Origin of the sequence: Streptomyces sp. NPDC087310 (assembly GCF_044744405.1) — a bacterium.
Lineage (GTDB): Bacteria > Actinomycetota > Actinomycetes > Streptomycetales > Streptomycetaceae > Streptomyces.
The window spans coordinates 16528-34635 of record NZ_JBIUYF010000007.1 but is presented as its reverse complement, the minus strand read 5'-3'; the positions used below and the strand labels follow the sequence as shown (position 1 = coordinate 34635).

The window sequence follows — 18108 nt, the reverse complement described above, 5'->3', positions numbered from 1 at the left end:
TAACCGCGTTCCTCCGTCTCGTCCTTGACGATGACCCCGCGGGCGCTCTCCAGCGGGCTGCGGTGATGGGACGTACGAGGCCGGCCCGCTGCTCAGCAGTGCCTGTGGCTCGCACCCGGTTCGGCCGGAGCGTCGGCCGAGTGGTGGGCGGCCCATCTCGCGAGGACCCGGAGGGCGTCCTCGTGAGATGACCCGGCTTCAGCGCTCAGGGCGGTCAGGGTCAGGCCGGGGTCGGCGGACAGTTCCATGGTCTCGAAGTTCAGGTGCAGGTCACCGACGACAGGATGATGGAAATGTTTGAGTCCGGTGCGGTGCAGACGCACGTCGTGCGCGGCCCAGCGGGCACGGAACTCCTCGCTGCGGGTGGACAGTTCCCCGATGAGGTCGGTCATCGCCCTGTCGTACGGGTCACGGCCGGCTTCGGTGCGCAGCACGGCCACGGTGTCGTCGGCGATCTGTTCCCACTTGAGCCAGAAGTCTCGGGCACGAGGGTCGAGGAACGCGAAGCGGGCATGGTTGGCCGGACGGCCGGGGTCCGCGAAGAACGGCGCGTACAGTGCCCGGGCGAGAGGGTTCGCTGCGAGGACATCGAGGCGCGCGTTGTTCACGAAGGCCGGCACCTCGGTCATCAGCTCAAGGATGCGCGCCACGCCGGGCCGGACCTGCCGGGTGGGGGGCTTGCGACGGGTACGGGGCACGGGACCGGCCGCACGGGCGAGGTCAGCCAGGTGTGCCCGTTCGGCCTCGTCGAGCTGCAGTGCCCGGGCGAGGGCGTCGAGGACGCTGTCGGAGACACCATTGAGGTTGCCCCGTTCGAGTTGGGCGTAGTACTCGACGCTGATCCCGGCCAGGTCGGCGACCTCGTTACGGCGCAGTCCAGGCACCCGCCGGTTGCGGCTGCAGTGCTGCAGGCCGGCCTGCTCAGGGGTGACCTTGGCCCGGCGGGAGCTGAGAAAGGCGTTGGCCTCGTCACGGTTGTCCACCCCTCAAAGCTAAGCGGGATTCCAGGCACATGGGGTGGGCTGTCAGTACACCTTCCAGCAGAGACTTCTTCACACTCCCGGTGACCAGTTGCATGGTCCGCACCGGAGGACGCGAACGACAAGACATCCGAGATCCAGTGCGGGTTCCCCAGCCTGGCCCCGCACTCGTGCGGTGACGAGGCGAAGAACCGTACGACGAATTCCGGGGCCGACAGCTCGGGTGACGCGGGCGACGCCGCTCGGCCGTTCGCGCCCGCGTCTTCCGCTGAACGGCTGTCCCAGCCAGGTCACTACGGCGACGACACGGTCGAAAAAGACCGCCTGCTTTCTCCACGAAACCCTTCTGCCGATAGATATTTCAATCCACCAAAGGGGAGACCTGTCATGAAGAATCGCAGGAACGAAACGGAATCGAATAATCAAGACAGCGGCGCCTTCAGTCGCCGCAACTTCATGGCGAGGACCGGTCTCGTCGGGGCCGGACTGATCGCCGGAACGTCGCTCCTGTCCGCCTGTTCTGACCAGTCGCCGGTCAGCAGCAGTCGGAGCAGTGAAAGCACCGCGACCAGGAGCAGCGGAATGAGGACACGAAAGCTCGGAGAGATGGAGGTGTCGGAATTGGGGGCCGGCGCGATGAGCATCAGCGCCAACTACGGGCCTCCTGCCGACATCAACCAGGGGATCCGGGTCCTTCGGGAGGCCCATGAAAGGGGTGTCACGTTCTTCGACACCGCCGAGGTGTACGGCCCGCACACCAGCGAGGAGCTGGTGGGACGGGCACTCACGCCCCTTCGTGACGAGGTCAGGATCGCGACCAAGTTCGGCTTCGACAGCAAGGCGGAAAGCGGGCTCAACAGCAGGCCTGACCACATCAGGAAGGTGGTCGAGGGATCGCTCAAGCGACTTCGGACGGACCGCATCGATCTCTACTACCAGCACCGGGTGGATCCCGATGTGCCGATCGAGGACGTGGCCGGTACGGTCAAGGAACTCATCGCGGAAGGAAAGGTTTTGCACTTCGGCCTCTCCGAGCCGAGTGCCAGGACCATCCGACGAGCACATGCCGTTCAACCCCTCACGGCGATCCAAACGGAATATTCCCTGATGGAAAGAGACCCGGAGAAGAACGGCGTGCTCGCGATCTGCGAGGAGCTGGGAATCGGCTTCGTCCCATGGGGCCCCATGGGAATGGGATACCTCACGGGCACGATGGATGCCCGCTCGAAGCTGGATCCGAAAACAGACGTTCGGGCAACGTTCGACCGTTTCTCTCCGAAGAACCTGGCAGCCAACATGCCGGTCGTCGATGTGCTCAGGCGCATCGCGAAGGTCGAGAACGCGACGCCTTCCCAGGTCGCCCTGGCCTGGCTCCTCGCGCAGAAGCCGTGGATTGTTCCGATCCCCGGCACCCGGAACCCGAAGCACCTGAACGAGAACCTGGGCGCACTCGACGTACAACTGTCGCCGGGCGACCTCGGCGAGATCGAAACCGCTTTCGCCGGGGTCGAAGTACACGGTGAACGCATGAATGACATGCAGATGCAGATGGTCGACCAGACAGTGTGACCCGGCCTCGCCCGCGCAGGCTCGGCCGGCGAAGTGACAGGCAGGCACCCCAGCACCGGCGAACCGCTGTCTACATGAGTCTCCGGGCGCCGGTCACGTGCGCAGTTGTTCCCACCACCAGGCGATCGAGGGGCAGGGCAGGGGTTCGGTGCTGGCGTCGCTGGGGTGGTCGGTGAGTGTCAGAGGGATGGGGGCGGGATTCGGCGGAGGGAGCTGTGTGCGGGGTGCCACAGCGGTGTAGCGGGGAGAGTGCGAGCCCCAGTCGAGGTTGGAGCGGATCGCGTAGGCGAGGTCCGCGACGTAGGCCCTTCCGGGGGCGCTCAGCTTGGGCTCTTCCTGGTCGCGCAACCTCAGGAAGAGTGTCGTCAGCCGGTCTCGCAGGGCCACAGCCTGGTGGACGGCCTGCTCGGCCGGGCAGTGGTTCAGCCGGGCGAGCAGCATCACGACGTTGAGTTTGGTTTTGTCGATGAGCAGTTCGCGGTTGTAGGAGAGCAGATCATTGTCGAGGGCCATCATCAGGAAGGACGATTCCTGCAGTGCGCGCATGGCGGGGGAGTGGAATTCGGCGCCGGGGATCTCCTCCCCTGCGGTGATCTCCGACCAGCACAGGCTGGCGGCGCCGCCGGCGTTCAGCATCCGCTGGTGCACGAACTCGTCCAGGCTGGTGAGGGCAGGGCTGGCCATCCCCCACAGGATGGCGTGGAACCATTTGCGGTGGGCCTCGCCGAACCGGTAGAGCTGGACCGGGGTGGCGACAGCCTGTACCGAGGACATGAGTGACTGCAGCGCGGCGATGGGGCCGGTCTGATCTGCGGCCGGTTCGGTGGCCGGGGACTCCATGACGCGGAGCAGATGGCTGGTGAGGCCGATCGCCGAAGTGAGCCTGGTGGGGGTGACGGCGGTTTCCATACGAACGTCGTCGACGTAGAAGATCCAGTGCAGCCATCGGGCGGTGAGTGCGACGCGGTCGGTGATGCCTCGGGGATAGATGCGGCTCATCGCCTCCGCGTAGTTTCGCGCGATGATCCAGGCTCGGTCGATGTCGCTGGTGTAGAGGCGGTAGCGGTCGAGCCAGATCTGGGCATCGCGGTCGATGCTTTCGTACTCGGGGTGAATGGCCCCGTCGATGGGGCAGTAGAGCGGCGGCAGTTGAAGCAGCGCGGCGGTCGCGCCCGAGGTCGTGTGCATGACAAGCTCCGTCGTGGTGTGGAGTGACGAGGGCGGCGTTCCTGCGGGGCCGGTAGCGGGCTTTGAGCTGGACCGCCGTGTCCGGATGGCCTTGGTCAGGGTGCCCGGCGGCGGTCAGTACCGCTCGCAGTGTGTGGGCTGCGGCCTGGTCCAGGGAGGGGTCACCGAGCAGGCTGGTCAGGGTCTGTGTCACCGACCCGCACCTGACCGGTGGGGCACGGTGGGCTGGAGCAGGTCGACGGCGGTCGTACCGTACTCCCGTCGGAGAAGCGGTCGGGCCGGTTGGTCCGCCGGCGCGAACGCGCGGCAACCAGCCTTGCTCATGCCTTACTCATGCCTACTCATGGCACCGATCCTGCGGTCCCCCGGGCGGCCCCAGTTGATTCGTACAACCAGGATCGCCTCAGCCACAACCTCCGGGAAGGGAGCGCAGGACCATGCCTGACGTGAATAGTGGTCCGCGATGTACGCCCCGGGCGTGTGGGGCCATTTCGTACGCCTACCGGCGGCCCGCGCTCCCGCGTTCGGCCCCCGACGCGCGGTGCTGTCGTGCTTCCGCGCGCCCCGTAGCCAGCAGGGACGGCGCCTACGGTCTCCTCGACTGCCCGGCGCGGGTGGACGGCACGTTCCGCGAGACGGTCATCGTCCCCTGGACGAGGAGGACAAGAACACCGCCGGCACCCGCGTGACCGCCCGGGCGAAGAGGACCAGTGGTGGCACGTGGGTGACCGAGGCGCGGAGCGCCGCGCTGCGGCGCACTCGGCGCCGAATCCGCCGAATCCGCCGAGTGCGCCGCCGTGTTCACGGCCCATGCCACCGGCACGCGCCTAGGCGATGGCGGGCTCGCCGCCCCGGACCTCCAACACCGTGCCGGTGATGTAGGAGGCCCGAGGGGAGATCAGGAACAGCACCGCCTCGGCGATCTCCGCGGCCTCCGCGGGCCGGCCCAGCACGGTGGCCCGGGTCACCGTCCGCAGGGCGTCCTCGCCCATCTCCGCGGTGCCGGGGGTACGGGTCGGGCCGGAACGTACGGCGTTCACCCGCACGCCCCGGGAGCCGAACTCGTCGGCCCACACCCGGGTCAGCGACTCCAGCGCCGCCTTCGAGGCCCCGTACACCCCGGCCCCGCGGGCCGGGGTGGTGGCCGCCATCGTGCTCAGGCTGACGATGGCCCCGTGGCCCCGCGTGGCCATGGCCGGGGCGAGCGCGCCGACCAGCAGCAGCGGGGCGCGGGTGTTGATCGCCATATGGATGTCGAACATCTCGGCCGTGGTGCCCGGGGTGGCCTCGAAGCGGTAGATCCCGGCGTTGTTGACCAGCACGTCCACGTCGCCGGCCGCGGCCGCCAGTCTGCCGACCTCCGCGGGATCGGAGAGATCCGCCGCCACGAACCTGCCCCGCCCGCCCCCGGCGGAGATCTCCTCGACCACCTCCGCGCCCCGGCGGGCGTCCCTGCCGTGGACCACCACCTCGGCGCCCAGGGCCGCCAGACGCACCGCGACCGTACGACCGATCCCGGCAGTGGCACCCGTGACCAGGGCCCTGGCCCCGGACAGCTCCGTACTCACGCGATCACTCCACATCGCCCGACGGCTCCTCGGCAACGCTCCTCGGCGGCCGACAGCCGAGTTCTACCGCAGCCGCGGACACCCTGGCCGTATGCCGTGCCGGAGTGGCGCAACGATTCGCCGCCCCGCCCGAAACGCGTGACGGGCATTCATGTGATCTGCAGCGGTGTTGTCCCCCGGAGCCGTGTTCTCCCTCCCGAGGGAGTGAAGGGCGTAGTTCCGAGGACGTTCGTGCGTCGAGCGCCGGAGGTTCGCGCTCTACAAGGAGCGGCGGAGACGGCGGACCATGGGGAATTGAATCCTCCGCTACCGGCGAGGGAGCCTGGACCTCGTGCCGCACGGCCCCTGCCGGACGCCTCAGGGCCGGGGTCATGCGTGGGCCGAGCCCGGAGCATGACGAACCCGGAGCACCACGAACCCTGTGCACCGCGAACCCCGTGCGCGACGAACCCCCGTGCACGACGAACTGTGCGCCGCTGAATTCTCGAAGTCTCGCCCGAGCTTCCGTCTCCATCGACCGGCCGACCGATCCGCCTCAGGAGGCAATATATGATTGTCATGGGCACGACTACACATCCATCCCTGGATCCCGAACACGTACCCGCGGCCGTCGAGGCGCTGCTGTACGAGTTCCTCGACGAGCAGATCCGCGACGCGGCCGATCTGCCTGAACTGGCTTTGTTCGCCGGTCTGTTACGGGACATGATCGCGGCCGGAGGCAAGCGGATCCGGCCCGTGCTGTGTGTCGTCGGCTGGCTGGCGGTGAGCGACCGGCCGCCCCCGCCGGCGGTCTGGCGGGTGGCCGCCTCGCTGGAACTGTTCCACCTCTTCGCTCTGATCCACGACGACATCATGGACGCCTCGGAGACCCGGCGTGGAAAGCCCACGGCCCACCGTCTCCTCGCCGCTCGCCACCACGCCCGGGGCGACGCCGAGACCCTCGGCGTCAACGCCGCGATGCTCCTGGGCGACCTCGCACTGGGCTGGTCCTACGAACTCCTGCACGCCACCCACCTCAGCCCCACCGCCGAGCACCTCAGCCGGGTCTGGCCCCTGCTGAACGCTCTGCGTACCGAAACCCTCGTCGGCCAGTACCTCGATCTCATCAGCGCCGGACCGGTCTCGGCCACACTCCCCGACACCGTCGCCGCGCGCCGGGTCATCCGCTACAAGACCGCCAAGTACACCTGCGAGCGCCCCCTGCAGCTCGGGGCCCATCTCGCCGGGGCGGACACGAACCTGCTCGCGGCGCTGTCGGCGTACGCCCTTCCGCTGGGCGAGGCGTTCCAACTGCGCGACGACCTGCTGGGCGTGTACGGATCCCCCGAACGTACCGGGAAGTCCGTCCTGGACGACTTCCGCGAAGGCAAACACACCGTGCTGGCCGCCCTCGCCCTCCAGCGCGCCACCCCGGCACAGGCGCGTGTCCTGCACGCCGGACTCGGCAACCGGGACCTCACCGCCGTGGAAGCCTCGGAGATGCGCCAGGTCCTCACCGACACCGGGGCGCAGGCCACCGTCGAGAACCTGATCAGCGAGCGATACGAGGAAGCGCTGACCGCCCTCGACCACGCACCCCTCCGGCCCGCGGCCACCACCATCCTGAGAAGCATGGCGACCGCCGCGGCCAGCCGAGCCTCCTGACCACCGCCGCGTGATCCACCTACGGGACGGCCCCGACGCCGCCCCGACCGGCGCGTTCACGGTTGCGCCGAGGCGCACTCCGCAGAACGCGGCGGGCTTCGTGCGCGGGTCGCACCTCGTCCATCACTGTCGGGGACAGCCTCCGTACCCATGGTCCGGGGCCCTTTTCGCCTGCGCGTTGCGCGACAACGCCATCCCTTCTGCGCACCCTCACACCCCTGCTCCGGACGGGAACAGCCCATGACCGCCGTCGACCTCCCCCTTCCACCGTTGCCCGGCCGGGCCACCCCCACAGACCCGCCCACCACCGCGACGGCTCACCCCTTCCTGGTGCGCCGGCCCACACGGCAGATCCATGTAGGCCCCGTCCCGGTCGGCGGCGGCGCCCGTATCACCGTGCAGACCATGACGACCACCCTGACCGCGGATGTGGACGCCACCCTGCAGCAGATCGCCGAAGTCACCGCCGCGGGCTGCGACATCATCCGCGTCGCGGTCCCTTCCCAGGACGACGCCGACGCCCTCCCCCGCATCGTGGAGCGGTCCCCGATTCCGGTCATCGCCGATATTCACTTCCAGCCCCGCTACGTCTTCCAGGCCATCGACGCCGGCTGCGCCGCCGTCCGCGTCAACCCGGGCAACATCAAGAAGTTCGACGACAGGATCGCCGACATCTCCGCCGCCGCCACCGCCGCGGGTGTCCCGATCCGGATCGGGGTCAACGCGGGATCGCTGGACCCCCGCCTCCTCGCGAAACACGGCAAAGCCACCCCGGAAGCCCTGGTGGAGTCCGCGCTGTGGGAATGCTCGCTGTTCGAGGAGCACGGCTTCCAGGAGCTGAAGATCGCGGTCAAGCACCACGACCCGCTCACCGTGATCGCCGCCTACCGGCAGCTCTCCCAACAGTGCGCCTACCCACTCCACTTGGGCGTCACCGAGGCGGGCACCGCCCTGCAAGGCTCCATCAAGTCCGCCGTCGCCTTCGGAATCCTGTTGAGCGAAGGCATCGGGGACACGATTCGCGTATCCCTGTCCACCAGCCCGGTGGAGCAGGTGAAGGCCGGCTGCCACATCCTGTCCTCGCTCGGCCTGCGCCCCCGCAAACTGGAGATCGTCTCCTGCCCCGGCTGCGGACGACTCCAGGTCGACATCCACAAGTTCGCCACCCAGGTGGAGGCAGCCTTCGACGGCTTCCCCCACCCGCTGCGCGTCGCGGTCATGGGCTGCGTCGTCAACGGCCCCGGCGAAGCCCGCGAAGCCGACATCGGCGTCTCCTCCGGCAACGGCAAGGGACAGATCTTCGTCCAGGGCAGGACCGTCCGCACCGTACCCGAAAGCCGGATCGTCGAGGCTCTGCTGGAAGAAGCGCTGAAGCTCACCGACACGACCGATGCCGACGAGACCGACCACGCGGCGAGCCAGGGCCGTGCACCGTGACGAAGGTGGCCACGGCCCTGTCCGCAGCCCTCGTCGCCACGCCTCAACCGGCCTTGCCCGCCTTGCCTACCCCGCCTGCTTACCACCCTGCCTTGCCACAGGAAGCCGAGCCCGATGACGCAACCACCAGTCCCCGCCCGCCGGGTCCTTCTCGCCGCTCCCCGTGGGTACTGCGCGGGCGTGGACCGCGCCGTGATCGCCGTCGAAAGAGCCCTCGAACAGTACGGTGCGCCCCTCTACGTACGCCACGAGATCGTCCACAACAAGTACGTCGTACGGACCCTGGAGAAGAAGGGCGCGATCTTCGTCGACACGACCGCCGAGGTCCCCGAGGGCTCCATCATGATGTTCTCCGCACACGGCGTCGCCCCCCGGGTCCATGCCGAGGCCGCCGAGCGCGGGCTCGCGACGATCGACGCGACCTGCCCCCTCGTCACCAAGGTCCACAAGGAAGCCGTCCGTTACGCCAAGGAGGACTACGACATCCTCCTGATCGGCCACGAGGGACACGAAGAAGTCATCGGCACCAGCGGTGAGGCGCCCGACCACATCACCCTGGTCGACGGCCCCGACGATGTCGCGGGCATCTCCGTACGCGACGAGTCCAAGGTCGTCTGGCTCTCCCGGACCACCCTCTCGGCCGACGGGACCATGGAGACGGTCGACGCCCTCAGAAAGAAGTTCCCCCAGCTCCTCTCGCCGCCCGGCGACGACATCTGCTACGCCGCCCAGAACCGTCAGACCGCCGTGAAGGAACTCGCCTCACAGGCCGAGTTGGTCATCGTCGTCGGCTCCACGAACTCGTCCAACTCCGTGCGCATGGTCGAAGTCGCCCTCCAGGCGGGCGCGCCGGCCGCCCACCTCGTCGACCACGCCGACGAACTCGACGAGACCTGGCTCCAGGGCGTGCGGACGGTCGGCCTGACTCCGGCGCTTCGGTCCCCGACGTCCTGGTCGACGGTGTACTGAAGTGGCTCGCCGAACGCGGATACGGGGACGTCGAGACGGTCAGGACAGCAGACGAGTCGATCACCTTCAGCCTCCCCAAGGAACTCCGCCGAGACCTGCGGCGGAGGCCGCCGAACAGCCTCGGCGTACCGCCTGACAGCAAGCCGGGCATCTCCTGGCCCGCCCGCCGTCCGCCCCGCTTCAGAGGCACGCCGCCTTCTCCCGCCCCGCGCTTCATCCGCCCGTACTCGCGGTGGTGATGCGGCAGCCCGCCAGCGTGTGGGCGCCGGAGCCGGCCACGGGTGTCAGGCCGTAGAAGATACGTGGTGCGCCGTCGAGTGTGAGTGCCACCCGGCCCTGGACCGGTGTGAGTTGCCGGCCGCGGCCGATGGCGTCCACCTGGCGTACGGGGCCGCCGGCGGTGACGGTGAGGACGGTCTTGGTCGGCCATGGGTCGGCCCAGACCTCCGGGGCGGGGAAGTGCCAGTCGGTGCGTCGACCGGAGGTGTTCAGCAGGTAGCCGTCGGCCCGGTTCCACAGGACGACTGCCGGGCCGGCGGGTGTGTCGAACCACAGGCCGAAGGTCTCCGGGTCGGTGAAGGTCAGCCGGCCCCGGAAGGTGGCCTCATCGAGGACGCGGGCCGCGGTCGCGTACGCCAGGAGCGAGGGCTTCGGGCTGAGATCGCGGTTCATCAGCCCGTAGTGGTATTCGACGTTGTCCGGATCGGCGACCTGCGGCATGCCCAGCACGCTGTCGTGGAACTGGTACCAGCACACGCAGGTGATGCCTTCGGCCTTCGCCAGTGCCAGGGTGAGCAGGACGTTCTCCGCGGCATGCCGGTAGGTGTCGTGCCACCAACTGTTCGGCCTGGTCGGTGCGTAGGCTTCGGTCAGCCAGATCTCCTTCTCGCCGTGCCGGGCCATCAGGGTCTTCAGTTGCTTCAGTCCTCCGTAGAAGTTCCAGTAGGTGCCTTCGGTGCCGGTGCTCCAGTCATCGCCCGGAGGTACGTGGTCCGGGGTGAAGTTGCCGCGGCCGGGGTGATAGGCGAACGCGTCGATCAGGTCCCAGCCGCCGGCGGCGATGAAGTTCTCCACCCAGGGTTTGTCCATCCCGGCGAGTCCGTTGTTCATCAGCTTGATGGTGGCGCCGGTCGCGGCCCGCCGGTCGAAGACCGGGCGCAGGGCCTTGTCCAGGTAGGCCCGGGCGGCTGTTCCGGTGTTGAACGGCCGGTTCAGTTCGTTGCCGACCTCGAAGTAGCCGGCGCCGGCCCCTTGCGCCACGGCCAGTTTGTCGGCCGCCCAGGCGGCCGCCTCGGTGTCGGTCGCCTCAAGTGACGGTTGCAGTTCGATGTTGTGGCGCATGCCGCGCGCCTCGAACGCGGAGGGCGGCAGACCCGGGCCGCCGTCGTAGGCGATCCGGACCAGCGCGATGCCGGCCCGCTGCCAGAGGTCGAGTACGGCGTCGGCGCTCGGCCGTTGCAGCCACGGGTAGTTGGCGATCCCGAACATGCTGTCCGCACCGGCCTGGTAGGTGTACGGCGGCAGGGTCGCGAGGTTGGTCCGGGCGAATGCCTCGTCGCCCGCGGACCGAACGACGACCTCGGCGAACACGATGCCGGCGGCCGGAGACGGCACGGTGAAGGTGTGCTGCCAGGTGCCCGCCGCGGCGATGCTGCCGGACACGGTCGTGTCGGCCAGTCGTTCGCCGTCGAAGTCGCGCACCGAAAGCCGCAGTTCGGCCGGGCGTGCGAGGCCGCCGTTGGCGACCAGGGCGGTGAGCCGCATCGGCTCGCCGGGGACCTGGTAGAGGTTGAAGTCGCGGTCGGTGGTCAGCTCCAGGCCGAGTTCGCGCCCGCGGCCCACGGTGGCCGTGGCCGAGGGCCTGGTCTCGGAGAAGAAGAAGTCGGCCCGGCTGGTCCACCCGCCGGCCGGGTCGGCCGCTCCTGGCGCGTGGACCCAGGTCGCGTTCGTCCATGCCTGGCGTGACCGGTCCAGCAGGAACAGCCCGTGCCGGCTGCCCCAGGTGGAGGTGTGTGCGACGCCGACGGCGTCCTCGTACGGGATGCCGCCGCCGGCGTCCCGTATCCACTCGGTGATCGCGATGTAGTCGTCGGGCGCGGTCGGCGCCTGGATCGCCCGGCTGAACAGGAAGCCGTCCGGTACCAGGGTGTCCGCGCCGGTGACCCGCCACTCCAGCCGGGCGTGTCCGGTGGTGACGCTGAACCAGCCGACGACGGTGGTCCCCCCGGCGGCCGTGTCGAACGTGTAGTCCATCCGGATCGCCGGTGTTCCGTCCGCCAGGGTGGCCTGCGAAGGGGTGCCGCCGGTGGACAGGTGGATGCCGGTGAGCCGGTCCTTGATCTGGAACTTCGACCCGGCGGATCGGGTGACACCGTCCGCGTCGCGCATGGCGAGCCGGCCGCCGGTGCCGGCCAGCAGGCTGATCCCGCCGGCGGTCAGGGTGACCTCGCCGGCGGCGGCGTGGGCCGTCACGGCGGTGGGCTCGGCGATCAGTACGACGCCGGCCGCGAGCGCCGCGCCGAGGAGGCCACGACGGCTGAGGTGGGGACCTTGAGCATGAGGGCTTGTCATCGTCTGCTCCTGTCTGGTCGCGCACTGTCGTGATAATGCCTATCTTCAGCGCGGTGGGACGGACGATCTCAACGGGACACCCTGTCGGTCAAGGGGTATTGCGCCGTTGTTTCCGGCAGTTTAAGGTCACCGATATTCGTTGCAGATACGCATTATCAATGGAGGGCCGATGCCATCGAAGCCGCGCCGGGTGACCCAGCGCGAGATCGCCGAGATCGCGGGCGTCAGCCAGACCACCGTGTCGGTGGTGCTGAACGACCGTGACGGCACGAACGTGCGTATCCCGGAGGAGACCCGTGCCCGGGTCAAGCGGGCGCTCGAACAGTCCACCTACGTCGCCGATCCGGCGGCCCGCCGACTGGCCGGTCTGGACAACCAGATCATCGGCGTCTTCACCTACGAGGAAGCCCTGTCGCCGGAGAGCATGGACTTCTACGGACCGCTGCTGAACGGGATCGAACGCGCGGCCGAGACGATCGGGTGGGACCTGCTGTTCTTCACGTCCTCACCCGTCGAGAACGGCACCCGCAGTCTTCTCCACCGCAAGACCCGGCTGCGGCTCACCGACGGCTGTGTCCTGCTCGGCCAGCAGATGGTCGGATCCGAGCTGGAGCGGCTGGTCGCCGAGCAGTTCCCGTTCGTCGCGGTCGGCCGCAGGGACGAGACGGCCGCGGCCGTGCCGTACGTCGGCATCGACTACGTCACTCCGACGAACACCGTGATCGACCAGGCCGCGGGCCACGGACACCGCCACGCCCTGTATGTGCACCGCGGCCGCGACACCGCCACCGCGCGGGACCGGCGCGGTGCGGTCGAGGCCGCCTCTGCGGCGGGCCGCATGGCGTTCATGCTGGTCGGTGAGGAACGCGTCGCCGAGCTGCCCCGACTGGCCCGGGCCACCGAGGCCACGCTGATCATCGCCGAGGACGCCTTCCTCACCGAGGATGTCGTCCTCGCGCTCGTCGGCGCCGGGGTGGACGTGCCGGGCGAGATCTCGGTCGCCGCGCTCGGCGAGGTCTGCGGCCATCGCACCGACGGACGGACGCTGACGGGCTTCCGCGTACCGCGCAAACAGGTCGCCGCCGAAGCGCTGGAGCTGCTGCAGCAACTGATCACCACCGACCCGCGGGAATGGGCCGGTCTGGACACCCAGCGGCTCCTGGTGGCCGAGGTCGAAGCGGGCGACACCGTTGTCGCCCGGTCGGCAGGGCTCTCGTGACCACCGTCGCCACCGAGGTGGCGATCATAGGCGGCGGTCTGGGATCGGTGGCTGCCGCGCTCGCCCTGCTGCAACGCGGTCGCCGGGTGGTGATGACCGAGGAGTACCCGTGGCTGGGCGGCCAGCTCACCTCCCAGGCGGTGCCGCCGGACGAGCACATCTGGGTGGAGCAGTTCGGCGTCACCGCCCGCTACCGGACGCTGCGGGAATCCATCCGCCGCTACTACCGGGACCACTATCCGCTGTCGGCGCGGGCCCGCGCGGAGCGCGAACTCAACCCGGGCCGCGGCCGGGTGAGCCGGCTGTGCCACGAGCCGCGGGTGGCGCTCGCGGTCATCGACGCCCTCCTCGCGCCGTACCGGTCGAGCGGCCGGCTGACCGTTCTGCAGCCCGCGGTCCCGGTCGCGGCCGAGGTCGTGGACGGGGTGGTCCGTACGGTCACGGTCGCGGACCCGCACACCGGGGCGCAGAGCGTGATCACGGCGGAGTTCGTCCTGGACGGCACCGAGACCGGGGAGCTGCTTCCGCTGACCGGCACCGAGTACGCCGTCGGTGCCGAGGCCCGGTCCGACACCGGTGAGCCGAGCGCGGCCGACCTCGCCGACCCGGCCAACGTGCAGTCGATCGCCTGGTGCTTCGTCTTCGACCACGTCCCCGGGGATCACACCATCGCCCGGCCCGACGACTACGACGACTGGCGCTCGCTCGAACTGCCGTTCTGGGGCGCGCCGATGCTGTCGTTCACCGCGCCGAATCCGCGCACCCTGGTGCCGGAGCAGCGCACCATGATCGTCAATCCGGAGCTGGACGTCTCCGGAGATCCGCGATTCGACGCCGGCGATCAGGACTTGTGGCAGTTCCGGCGGATCGCCGCCCGGCAGACCTTCACCGACGGCCTGTACGACAGCGACATCGTGCTGGCCAACTGGCCCCAACTGGACTACGTCGGCGGCTCGATCATCGACACCGACGACCGGCCGCGCCATCTGGCCGCGGCGAAGGCGCAGTCCCGGGCCTACGTCCACTGGTTGCAGACCGAGGCGCCCCGGCCCGACGGTGGCCGCGGGTGGCCGGGGCTGCGGCTGCGCGGGGACCTGGTGGGAACCACCGACGGCTTCGCGCAGGCGCCGTACATCCGGGAATCCCGCCGGATCAAGGCGCTGACCACCGTCCGCGAACAGGACATCTCGATCAAGGCTCGCGGGTGCGGCGGACCGGCCCGGTTCGAGGCGTCCGTCGGGGTGGGGATGTACCGCATCGACCTGCACCCCTCGACCGGCGGCGACAACTACATCGACATCGAGTCGGCGCCGTTCGAGATCCCGCTGGGCGCGCTGGTCCCGGTCCGGACCCAGAACCTGATCCCCGCCGCCAAGAACATCGGGACCACCCACATCACGAACGGCGCCTACCGGCTCCATCCTGTCGAGTGGAACATCGGCGAGTCCGCGGGCGAACTCGCCGCGTTCTGCCTCGACCGCGGGCTGAGCCCGCAGCAGGTCGCCGCCGAACCCGCACTCGTCGATCGGCTTCAGCGCCGTCTGGTCGAGGCCGGTGTCGAGCTGCACTGGCCCGAGGTCATCGGCTACTGAGCCGGACCGGCCTCCCCCTCACACTTCGAAGGGAACCCGCACATGATCAGAACCAGAAGGGTGCTCAGCGCCGTCGCCGTGACGACGGTGCTCGCACTCGGCGCGGCCTGCGCAGGGCCGCCGGCCGACGCTCCGGACAGGGCAGCACAGTTGCGGATGACCGTCTGGACCTCGGACGAAGCTCAACTGAAGTTGCTGGACAGCATCGGTGACGCCTACCGGGCCGACCATCCCGACGTCGCGGACATCACCTTCGAGAGCCTGCCGTTCGCCGACTACAACACGACGCTCACCACTCAGATCGCGGGCGGCAACTCCCCGGATCTCGCCTGGATGGGCGACCTGTCGAAGGACCTCATCGCCTCCGACGCGCTCGTCGGGCTGACCGACAAGCTCAAGGCCACCCCGGGCTGGAACTACGACGACCTGCTCGGCAGTGTGACAGCGGAGTTCAGCCGCGACGGCACGCTGTACGCCTACCCGTTCTCCAACTCGCCGTACGCCCTGTACGTCAACACCGACCTGCTCGCCGAAGCCGGTCAGAAGCTCGATCCGGCCGCACCGACCTGGGATCAGGTGGCAGCAGCCGGGGCGGCCGTCCACGCCAAGACCGGCAAGGCCGGCTTCGTCATCCGCGACTTCGACTACAAGGCGTGGAACACGCTGGCCACCGTGTGGACCGGTTGGGGCGCGACAGCGTGGAGTCCGGACGGCAGAACCTGCACCTTCGACAGTCCCGAGATGCGGCGGGCCTTCACCTTCCTGCACGACGCGGCGTTCACGACCAAGGCGATGCCCGGCCCGGGCACCACCGCCGACTTCTTCGCGGGCGACGCCGCCTTCACCGTCGCCCAGGTCTCCCGCGCCTCGCTGCTGACCGGCACGTTCGACTTCGAGCTGCACCCACTGCCCGCGGGCCCCCGCGGGACGTACGCGGTCCTCGGCCAGGCGGGGGTGGGCGTCCTGGCCTCCAGCAGGCATCCGGACCAGGCGGCGGACTTCCTCGCGTATCTGACCAATCCGGTCAACGCCGCGAAGCTGGCCCAGTACTTCCCTCCGCCGCGGAAGTCGCTGCTGACCGGGGCCGAACTCGCCGCGAACAACAAGGTCCTGGACGCCGCCCAGCTCCAGGGCGCGGTGGTCGACCAGATGCCGAACGCGGTTACGCTGCCCAATCACACCCGCCCGGCGGAGATAGCCCAGAAGGGCAAGACGGCGCTGGACGCGATGTGGAAGCCGGATGCCGACATCCCGGCCGTCCTACGCTCGGTCTGCGCCGCGATCGAACCGATTCTCGCCAAGTGAGCACGTCACAGGCGACAGAGCGGACCGTCGAGCAGGTGGCCGCGCCTGCCACCGCCACCGCCCCGCGGACAACCGGGCCGAGCTTCTGGACCACCCGCCGACGGGACGTACTGACCGGCTACCTGTTCATCCTGCCGCAGCTCGCCGGGGTGGCCGTGTTCGTCCTGCTACCGGTCGGCATGGCGATCTGGTACAGCCTCAACGACTGGAACGTCTTCACCGGCACACAGACCTTCGTCGGCGGCGAGAACTACGCGGCCCTGGCCGACGATCCGCAACTGCCCAAGGTGCTGCTGGCCACGGTGATCTTCTCCGGCGGGGTGGTGGTCGTCAACATCACGCTCGGGCTGCTGATCGCCGTCCTGCTGAACCGGAAGTTCCGCGGTGTCACGGTGTTCCGGATGCTGTTCTTCTCCCCGGTGGTGGTCTCCGTGGTCGCCTGGACCCTGGTCTGGGGCTTCCTGCTCCAGGACAACGGCGGCATCAACGGCCTGCTGGACACGGTCGGGATCGACGGGCCGAACTGGCTGCAGCGGGGCGACACCGCGATGGCATCGGTGATCCTCACCCAGGTCGTCCGCAGCGTCGGGGTCAACGTGGTGCTCTTCCTGGCCGCCTTGCAGGGCGTGCCGCGGGAGTTGTACGAGGCCGCCCGCATCGACGGCGCGAACAGCCGCTCGGTCTTCACCCGGATCACACTGCCGCTCATCTCACCGACGGTCCTGCTGACCGTCATCGTCACGGTGGTCGGAGCGTTGCAGTCCTTCGCCCAGATCGCCGTCCTGACCGGCGGTGGGCCGGAGCTGTCCACCACGGTCCTCGTGTACTACGTGTTCCAGCAGGCATTCGAGTTCAACGACATCGGCTACGGCTCGACACTGGCCCTGATGCTGCTGTCGTTCGTCATGCTGCTCACCTTGCTGCAATGGCAGCTTCGCCGTAAGTGGGTGTTCTATGAGGACTGACAGGGTCCGGCCGGTACTCCTGGTGATCGCTCTGGCCGTGCTGGCGATCCCGTTCGTGGTGCCCACGATCTGGATGGTCGCGGCGTCGGTCAAACCACTGGCGGAAATCTTCGAGGCCCCGCCGTCGCTGTGGACCGACTCGCCCACACTGTCCGCCTACACCGAGGCATTCGGCTTTCAGCCCTTTGCCCGGCAATATCTGAACAGCGTCTACATCGCCACACTGGTCACCCTGATCACCCTGTCGGTGTCCAGTCTGGCCGGGTACGCGTTCGCCCGGATCCGGTTCCCGGGGGCGAACGGGCTGTTCCTGGTGGTGCTGACCGGCATGCTGGTGCCGAGCGAGGTGACGATCGTGCCGCTGTTCCAGATGTTCACATCGATCGGCCTGATCAACACACACTGGCCGCTGATCCTGGTGACCGCGCTGGCCGCACCGTGTGCGCTGGCCACGTTCATCATGCGGCAGTTCTTCATCGCGCTCCCGGTCGAGTTGGAGGAGGCCGCCCGCCTCGACGGCCTCGGCCGACCCGCGATCTGGTGGCGGATCTGCCTGCCGCTGGCGAAACCGGCGCTGTCGGCGGTGGCGATCCTGACCTTCCTCGCCTCCTGGAACCTCTACCTGGAACCCACGGTGTACCTCACGTCGCCGGAGCTGTTCACGTTGCCGCAGGCCCTGACCCGCTTCACGGACGCCTACGGCGGGCAGATGTGGAACACCCAACTCGCGGCCGCCACGATGACCGTCCTGCCGATGCTGATCGTCTTCGTCCTGGCCCAGCGCCACTTCGTCGAAGGTCTGTCCCACTCCGGCCTGAAATGAACACCGGGCCGAAGACCGCGGGCAGTTCGGCGCGGGCGAGGCTACCGGGACGCCCCACCGGTGGACGGGTCGGCGACCAGGCGGAAGAGGTCGCGCGTCGGGTGCACGTCGACCGGTATGCCCGTCCCGACTTCGATGATCTCCTCCCCGGCGACGAGGTGGCTCGTGGTGAACGGCGGCCGGCCCGGCACGGTGACCAACCGAACCGCCGGTGTCCGGCCCGCGGTGGTCGCGGATACGAGCTGCGACCCGAGCCGGGTCCACCTCGGCCTCGCCAA

13 protein-coding genes and 1 pseudogene are annotated in these 18108 nt (G+C 69.0%); 9 read left to right on the top strand and 5 right to left on the bottom strand.

Going from position 1 to position 18108, the window contains the following annotated elements:
- Window positions 1-92 precede the first annotated feature (92 nt).
- A complete protein-coding gene (locus ACIO3P_RS26035) occupies window positions 93-983 on the bottom strand; it encodes a helix-turn-helix transcriptional regulator (protein ID WP_329825151.1) in 891 nt (296 codons plus the stop codon).
- Window positions 984-1367: 384 nt separating this feature from the next.
- On the opposite strand from ACIO3P_RS26035, the gene ACIO3P_RS26030 reads away from it, so the two are divergent.
- The gene (locus ACIO3P_RS26030; protein ID WP_401853884.1) at window positions 1368-2549 is read left to right on the top strand and encodes an aldo/keto reductase; all 1182 of its coding nucleotides are present in this window, start codon (window positions 1368-1370) and stop codon (window positions 2547-2549) included.
- A 93-nt stretch (window positions 2550-2642) separates the two neighbouring features.
- Here the strand turns inward: ACIO3P_RS26030 and ACIO3P_RS26025 are convergent, their stop codons facing one another.
- Window positions 2643-3737 (bottom strand): hypothetical protein, encoded by a 1095-nt coding sequence (locus tag ACIO3P_RS26025; RefSeq protein ID WP_401853886.1) that lies wholly within the window; start codon window positions 3735-3737, stop codon window positions 2643-2645.
- Window positions 3738-4564: 827 nt separating this feature from the next.
- Entirely contained in the window at window positions 4565-5305 is a 741-nt protein-coding gene (locus ACIO3P_RS26020) for an SDR family oxidoreductase (RefSeq protein ID WP_329825148.1), read from the bottom strand.
- Between the two features lie 558 nt (window positions 5306-5863).
- On the opposite strand from ACIO3P_RS26020, the gene ACIO3P_RS26015 reads away from it, so the two are divergent.
- From ACIO3P_RS26015 to ACIO3P_RS26005, 3 genes and pseudogenes are all read left to right on the top strand, one after another.
- On the top strand, window positions 5864-6949 hold the full coding sequence (locus ACIO3P_RS26015) for a polyprenyl synthetase family protein (RefSeq protein WP_401853889.1): 1086 nt from the start codon (window positions 5864-5866) through the stop codon (window positions 6947-6949).
- A gap of 240 nt (window positions 6950-7189) precedes the next feature.
- Entirely contained in the window at window positions 7190-8386 is a 1197-nt protein-coding gene (gene ispG, locus ACIO3P_RS26010; protein ID WP_401853892.1) for a flavodoxin-dependent (E)-4-hydroxy-3-methylbut-2-enyl-diphosphate synthase, read from the top strand.
- Window positions 8387-8578: 192 nt separating this feature from the next.
- Window positions 8579-9594 (top strand): annotated as a pseudogene (locus ACIO3P_RS26005) (4-hydroxy-3-methylbut-2-enyl diphosphate reductase).
- Here the strand turns inward: ACIO3P_RS26005 and ACIO3P_RS26000 are convergent.
- Entirely contained in the window at window positions 9569-11926 is a 2358-nt protein-coding gene (locus ACIO3P_RS26000; protein WP_401853894.1) for a hypothetical protein, read from the bottom strand. The pseudogene ACIO3P_RS26005 and the gene ACIO3P_RS26000 sit on opposite strands and share 26 nt — an antisense overlap.
- A gap of 169 nt (window positions 11927-12095) precedes the next feature.
- On the opposite strand from ACIO3P_RS26000, the gene ACIO3P_RS25995 reads away from it, so the two are divergent.
- Genes ACIO3P_RS25995 through ACIO3P_RS25975 form a run of 5 tightly spaced genes read left to right on the top strand, consistent with a single transcriptional unit; the run spans window position 12096 to window position 17830 of the window.
- Window positions 12096-13145 carry a LacI family DNA-binding transcriptional regulator gene (locus ACIO3P_RS25995; RefSeq protein WP_329825143.1) on the top strand — a complete coding sequence of 350 codons (1050 nt, stop codon included), beginning with the start codon at window positions 12096-12098 and terminating at the stop codon, window positions 13143-13145.
- Window positions 13142-14737, top strand: coding sequence for an FAD-dependent oxidoreductase (locus ACIO3P_RS25990; protein WP_401853897.1), 1596 nt, complete (start codon window positions 13142-13144; stop codon window positions 14735-14737). The genes ACIO3P_RS25995 and ACIO3P_RS25990 overlap by 4 nt, the downstream gene beginning before the upstream one ends.
- Before the next feature lie 42 nt (window positions 14738-14779).
- Window positions 14780-16042, top strand: coding sequence for an extracellular solute-binding protein (locus ACIO3P_RS25985; RefSeq protein WP_401853933.1), 1263 nt, complete (start codon window positions 14780-14782; stop codon window positions 16040-16042).
- A complete protein-coding gene (locus tag ACIO3P_RS25980) occupies window positions 16039-17007 on the top strand; it encodes a carbohydrate ABC transporter permease (protein ID WP_401853965.1) in 969 nt (322 codons plus the stop codon). Before ACIO3P_RS25985 ends, ACIO3P_RS25980 begins: the two co-directional genes overlap by 4 nt.
- The gene (locus tag ACIO3P_RS25975; protein WP_329825139.1) at window positions 16997-17830 is read left to right on the top strand and encodes a carbohydrate ABC transporter permease; all 834 of its coding nucleotides are present in this window, start codon (window positions 16997-16999) and stop codon (window positions 17828-17830) included. The genes ACIO3P_RS25980 and ACIO3P_RS25975 overlap by 11 nt, the downstream gene beginning before the upstream one ends.
- Before the next feature lie 41 nt (window positions 17831-17871).
- Here ACIO3P_RS25975 and ACIO3P_RS25970 read toward each other — a convergent pair whose 3' ends face one another.
- Window positions 17872-18108: a hypothetical protein gene (locus ACIO3P_RS25970; RefSeq protein ID WP_401853968.1), complete on the bottom strand. Its 237-nt coding sequence runs from the start codon at window positions 18106-18108 to the stop codon at window positions 17872-17874.

Excerpts from the sequence above, each read along its gene's own strand:
- ACIO3P_RS26030 (WP_401853884.1), top strand. The coding sequence starts at position 1,368 with ATGAAGAATCGCAGGAACGAAACGGAATCGAATAATCAAGACAGCGGC.
- ACIO3P_RS26025 (WP_401853886.1), bottom strand. The coding sequence starts at position 3,737 with ATGCACACGACCTCGGGCGCGACCGCCGCGCTGCTTCAACTGCCGCCG.
- ACIO3P_RS26015 (WP_401853889.1), top strand. The coding sequence starts at position 5,864 with ATGGGCACGACTACACATCCATCCCTGGATCCCGAACACGTACCCGCG.
- ispG (WP_401853892.1), top strand. The coding sequence starts at position 7,190 with ATGACCGCCGTCGACCTCCCCCTTCCACCGTTGCCCGGCCGGGCCACC.
- ACIO3P_RS26000 (WP_401853894.1), bottom strand. The coding sequence starts at position 11,926 with ATGACAAGCCCTCATGCTCAAGGTCCCCACCTCAGCCGTCGTGGCCTC.
- ACIO3P_RS25995 (WP_329825143.1), top strand. The coding sequence starts at position 12,096 with ATGCCATCGAAGCCGCGCCGGGTGACCCAGCGCGAGATCGCCGAGATC.
- ACIO3P_RS25985 (WP_401853933.1), top strand. The coding sequence starts at position 14,780 with ATGATCAGAACCAGAAGGGTGCTCAGCGCCGTCGCCGTGACGACGGTG.
- ACIO3P_RS25975 (WP_329825139.1), top strand. The coding sequence starts at position 16,997 with ATGAGGACTGACAGGGTCCGGCCGGTACTCCTGGTGATCGCTCTGGCC.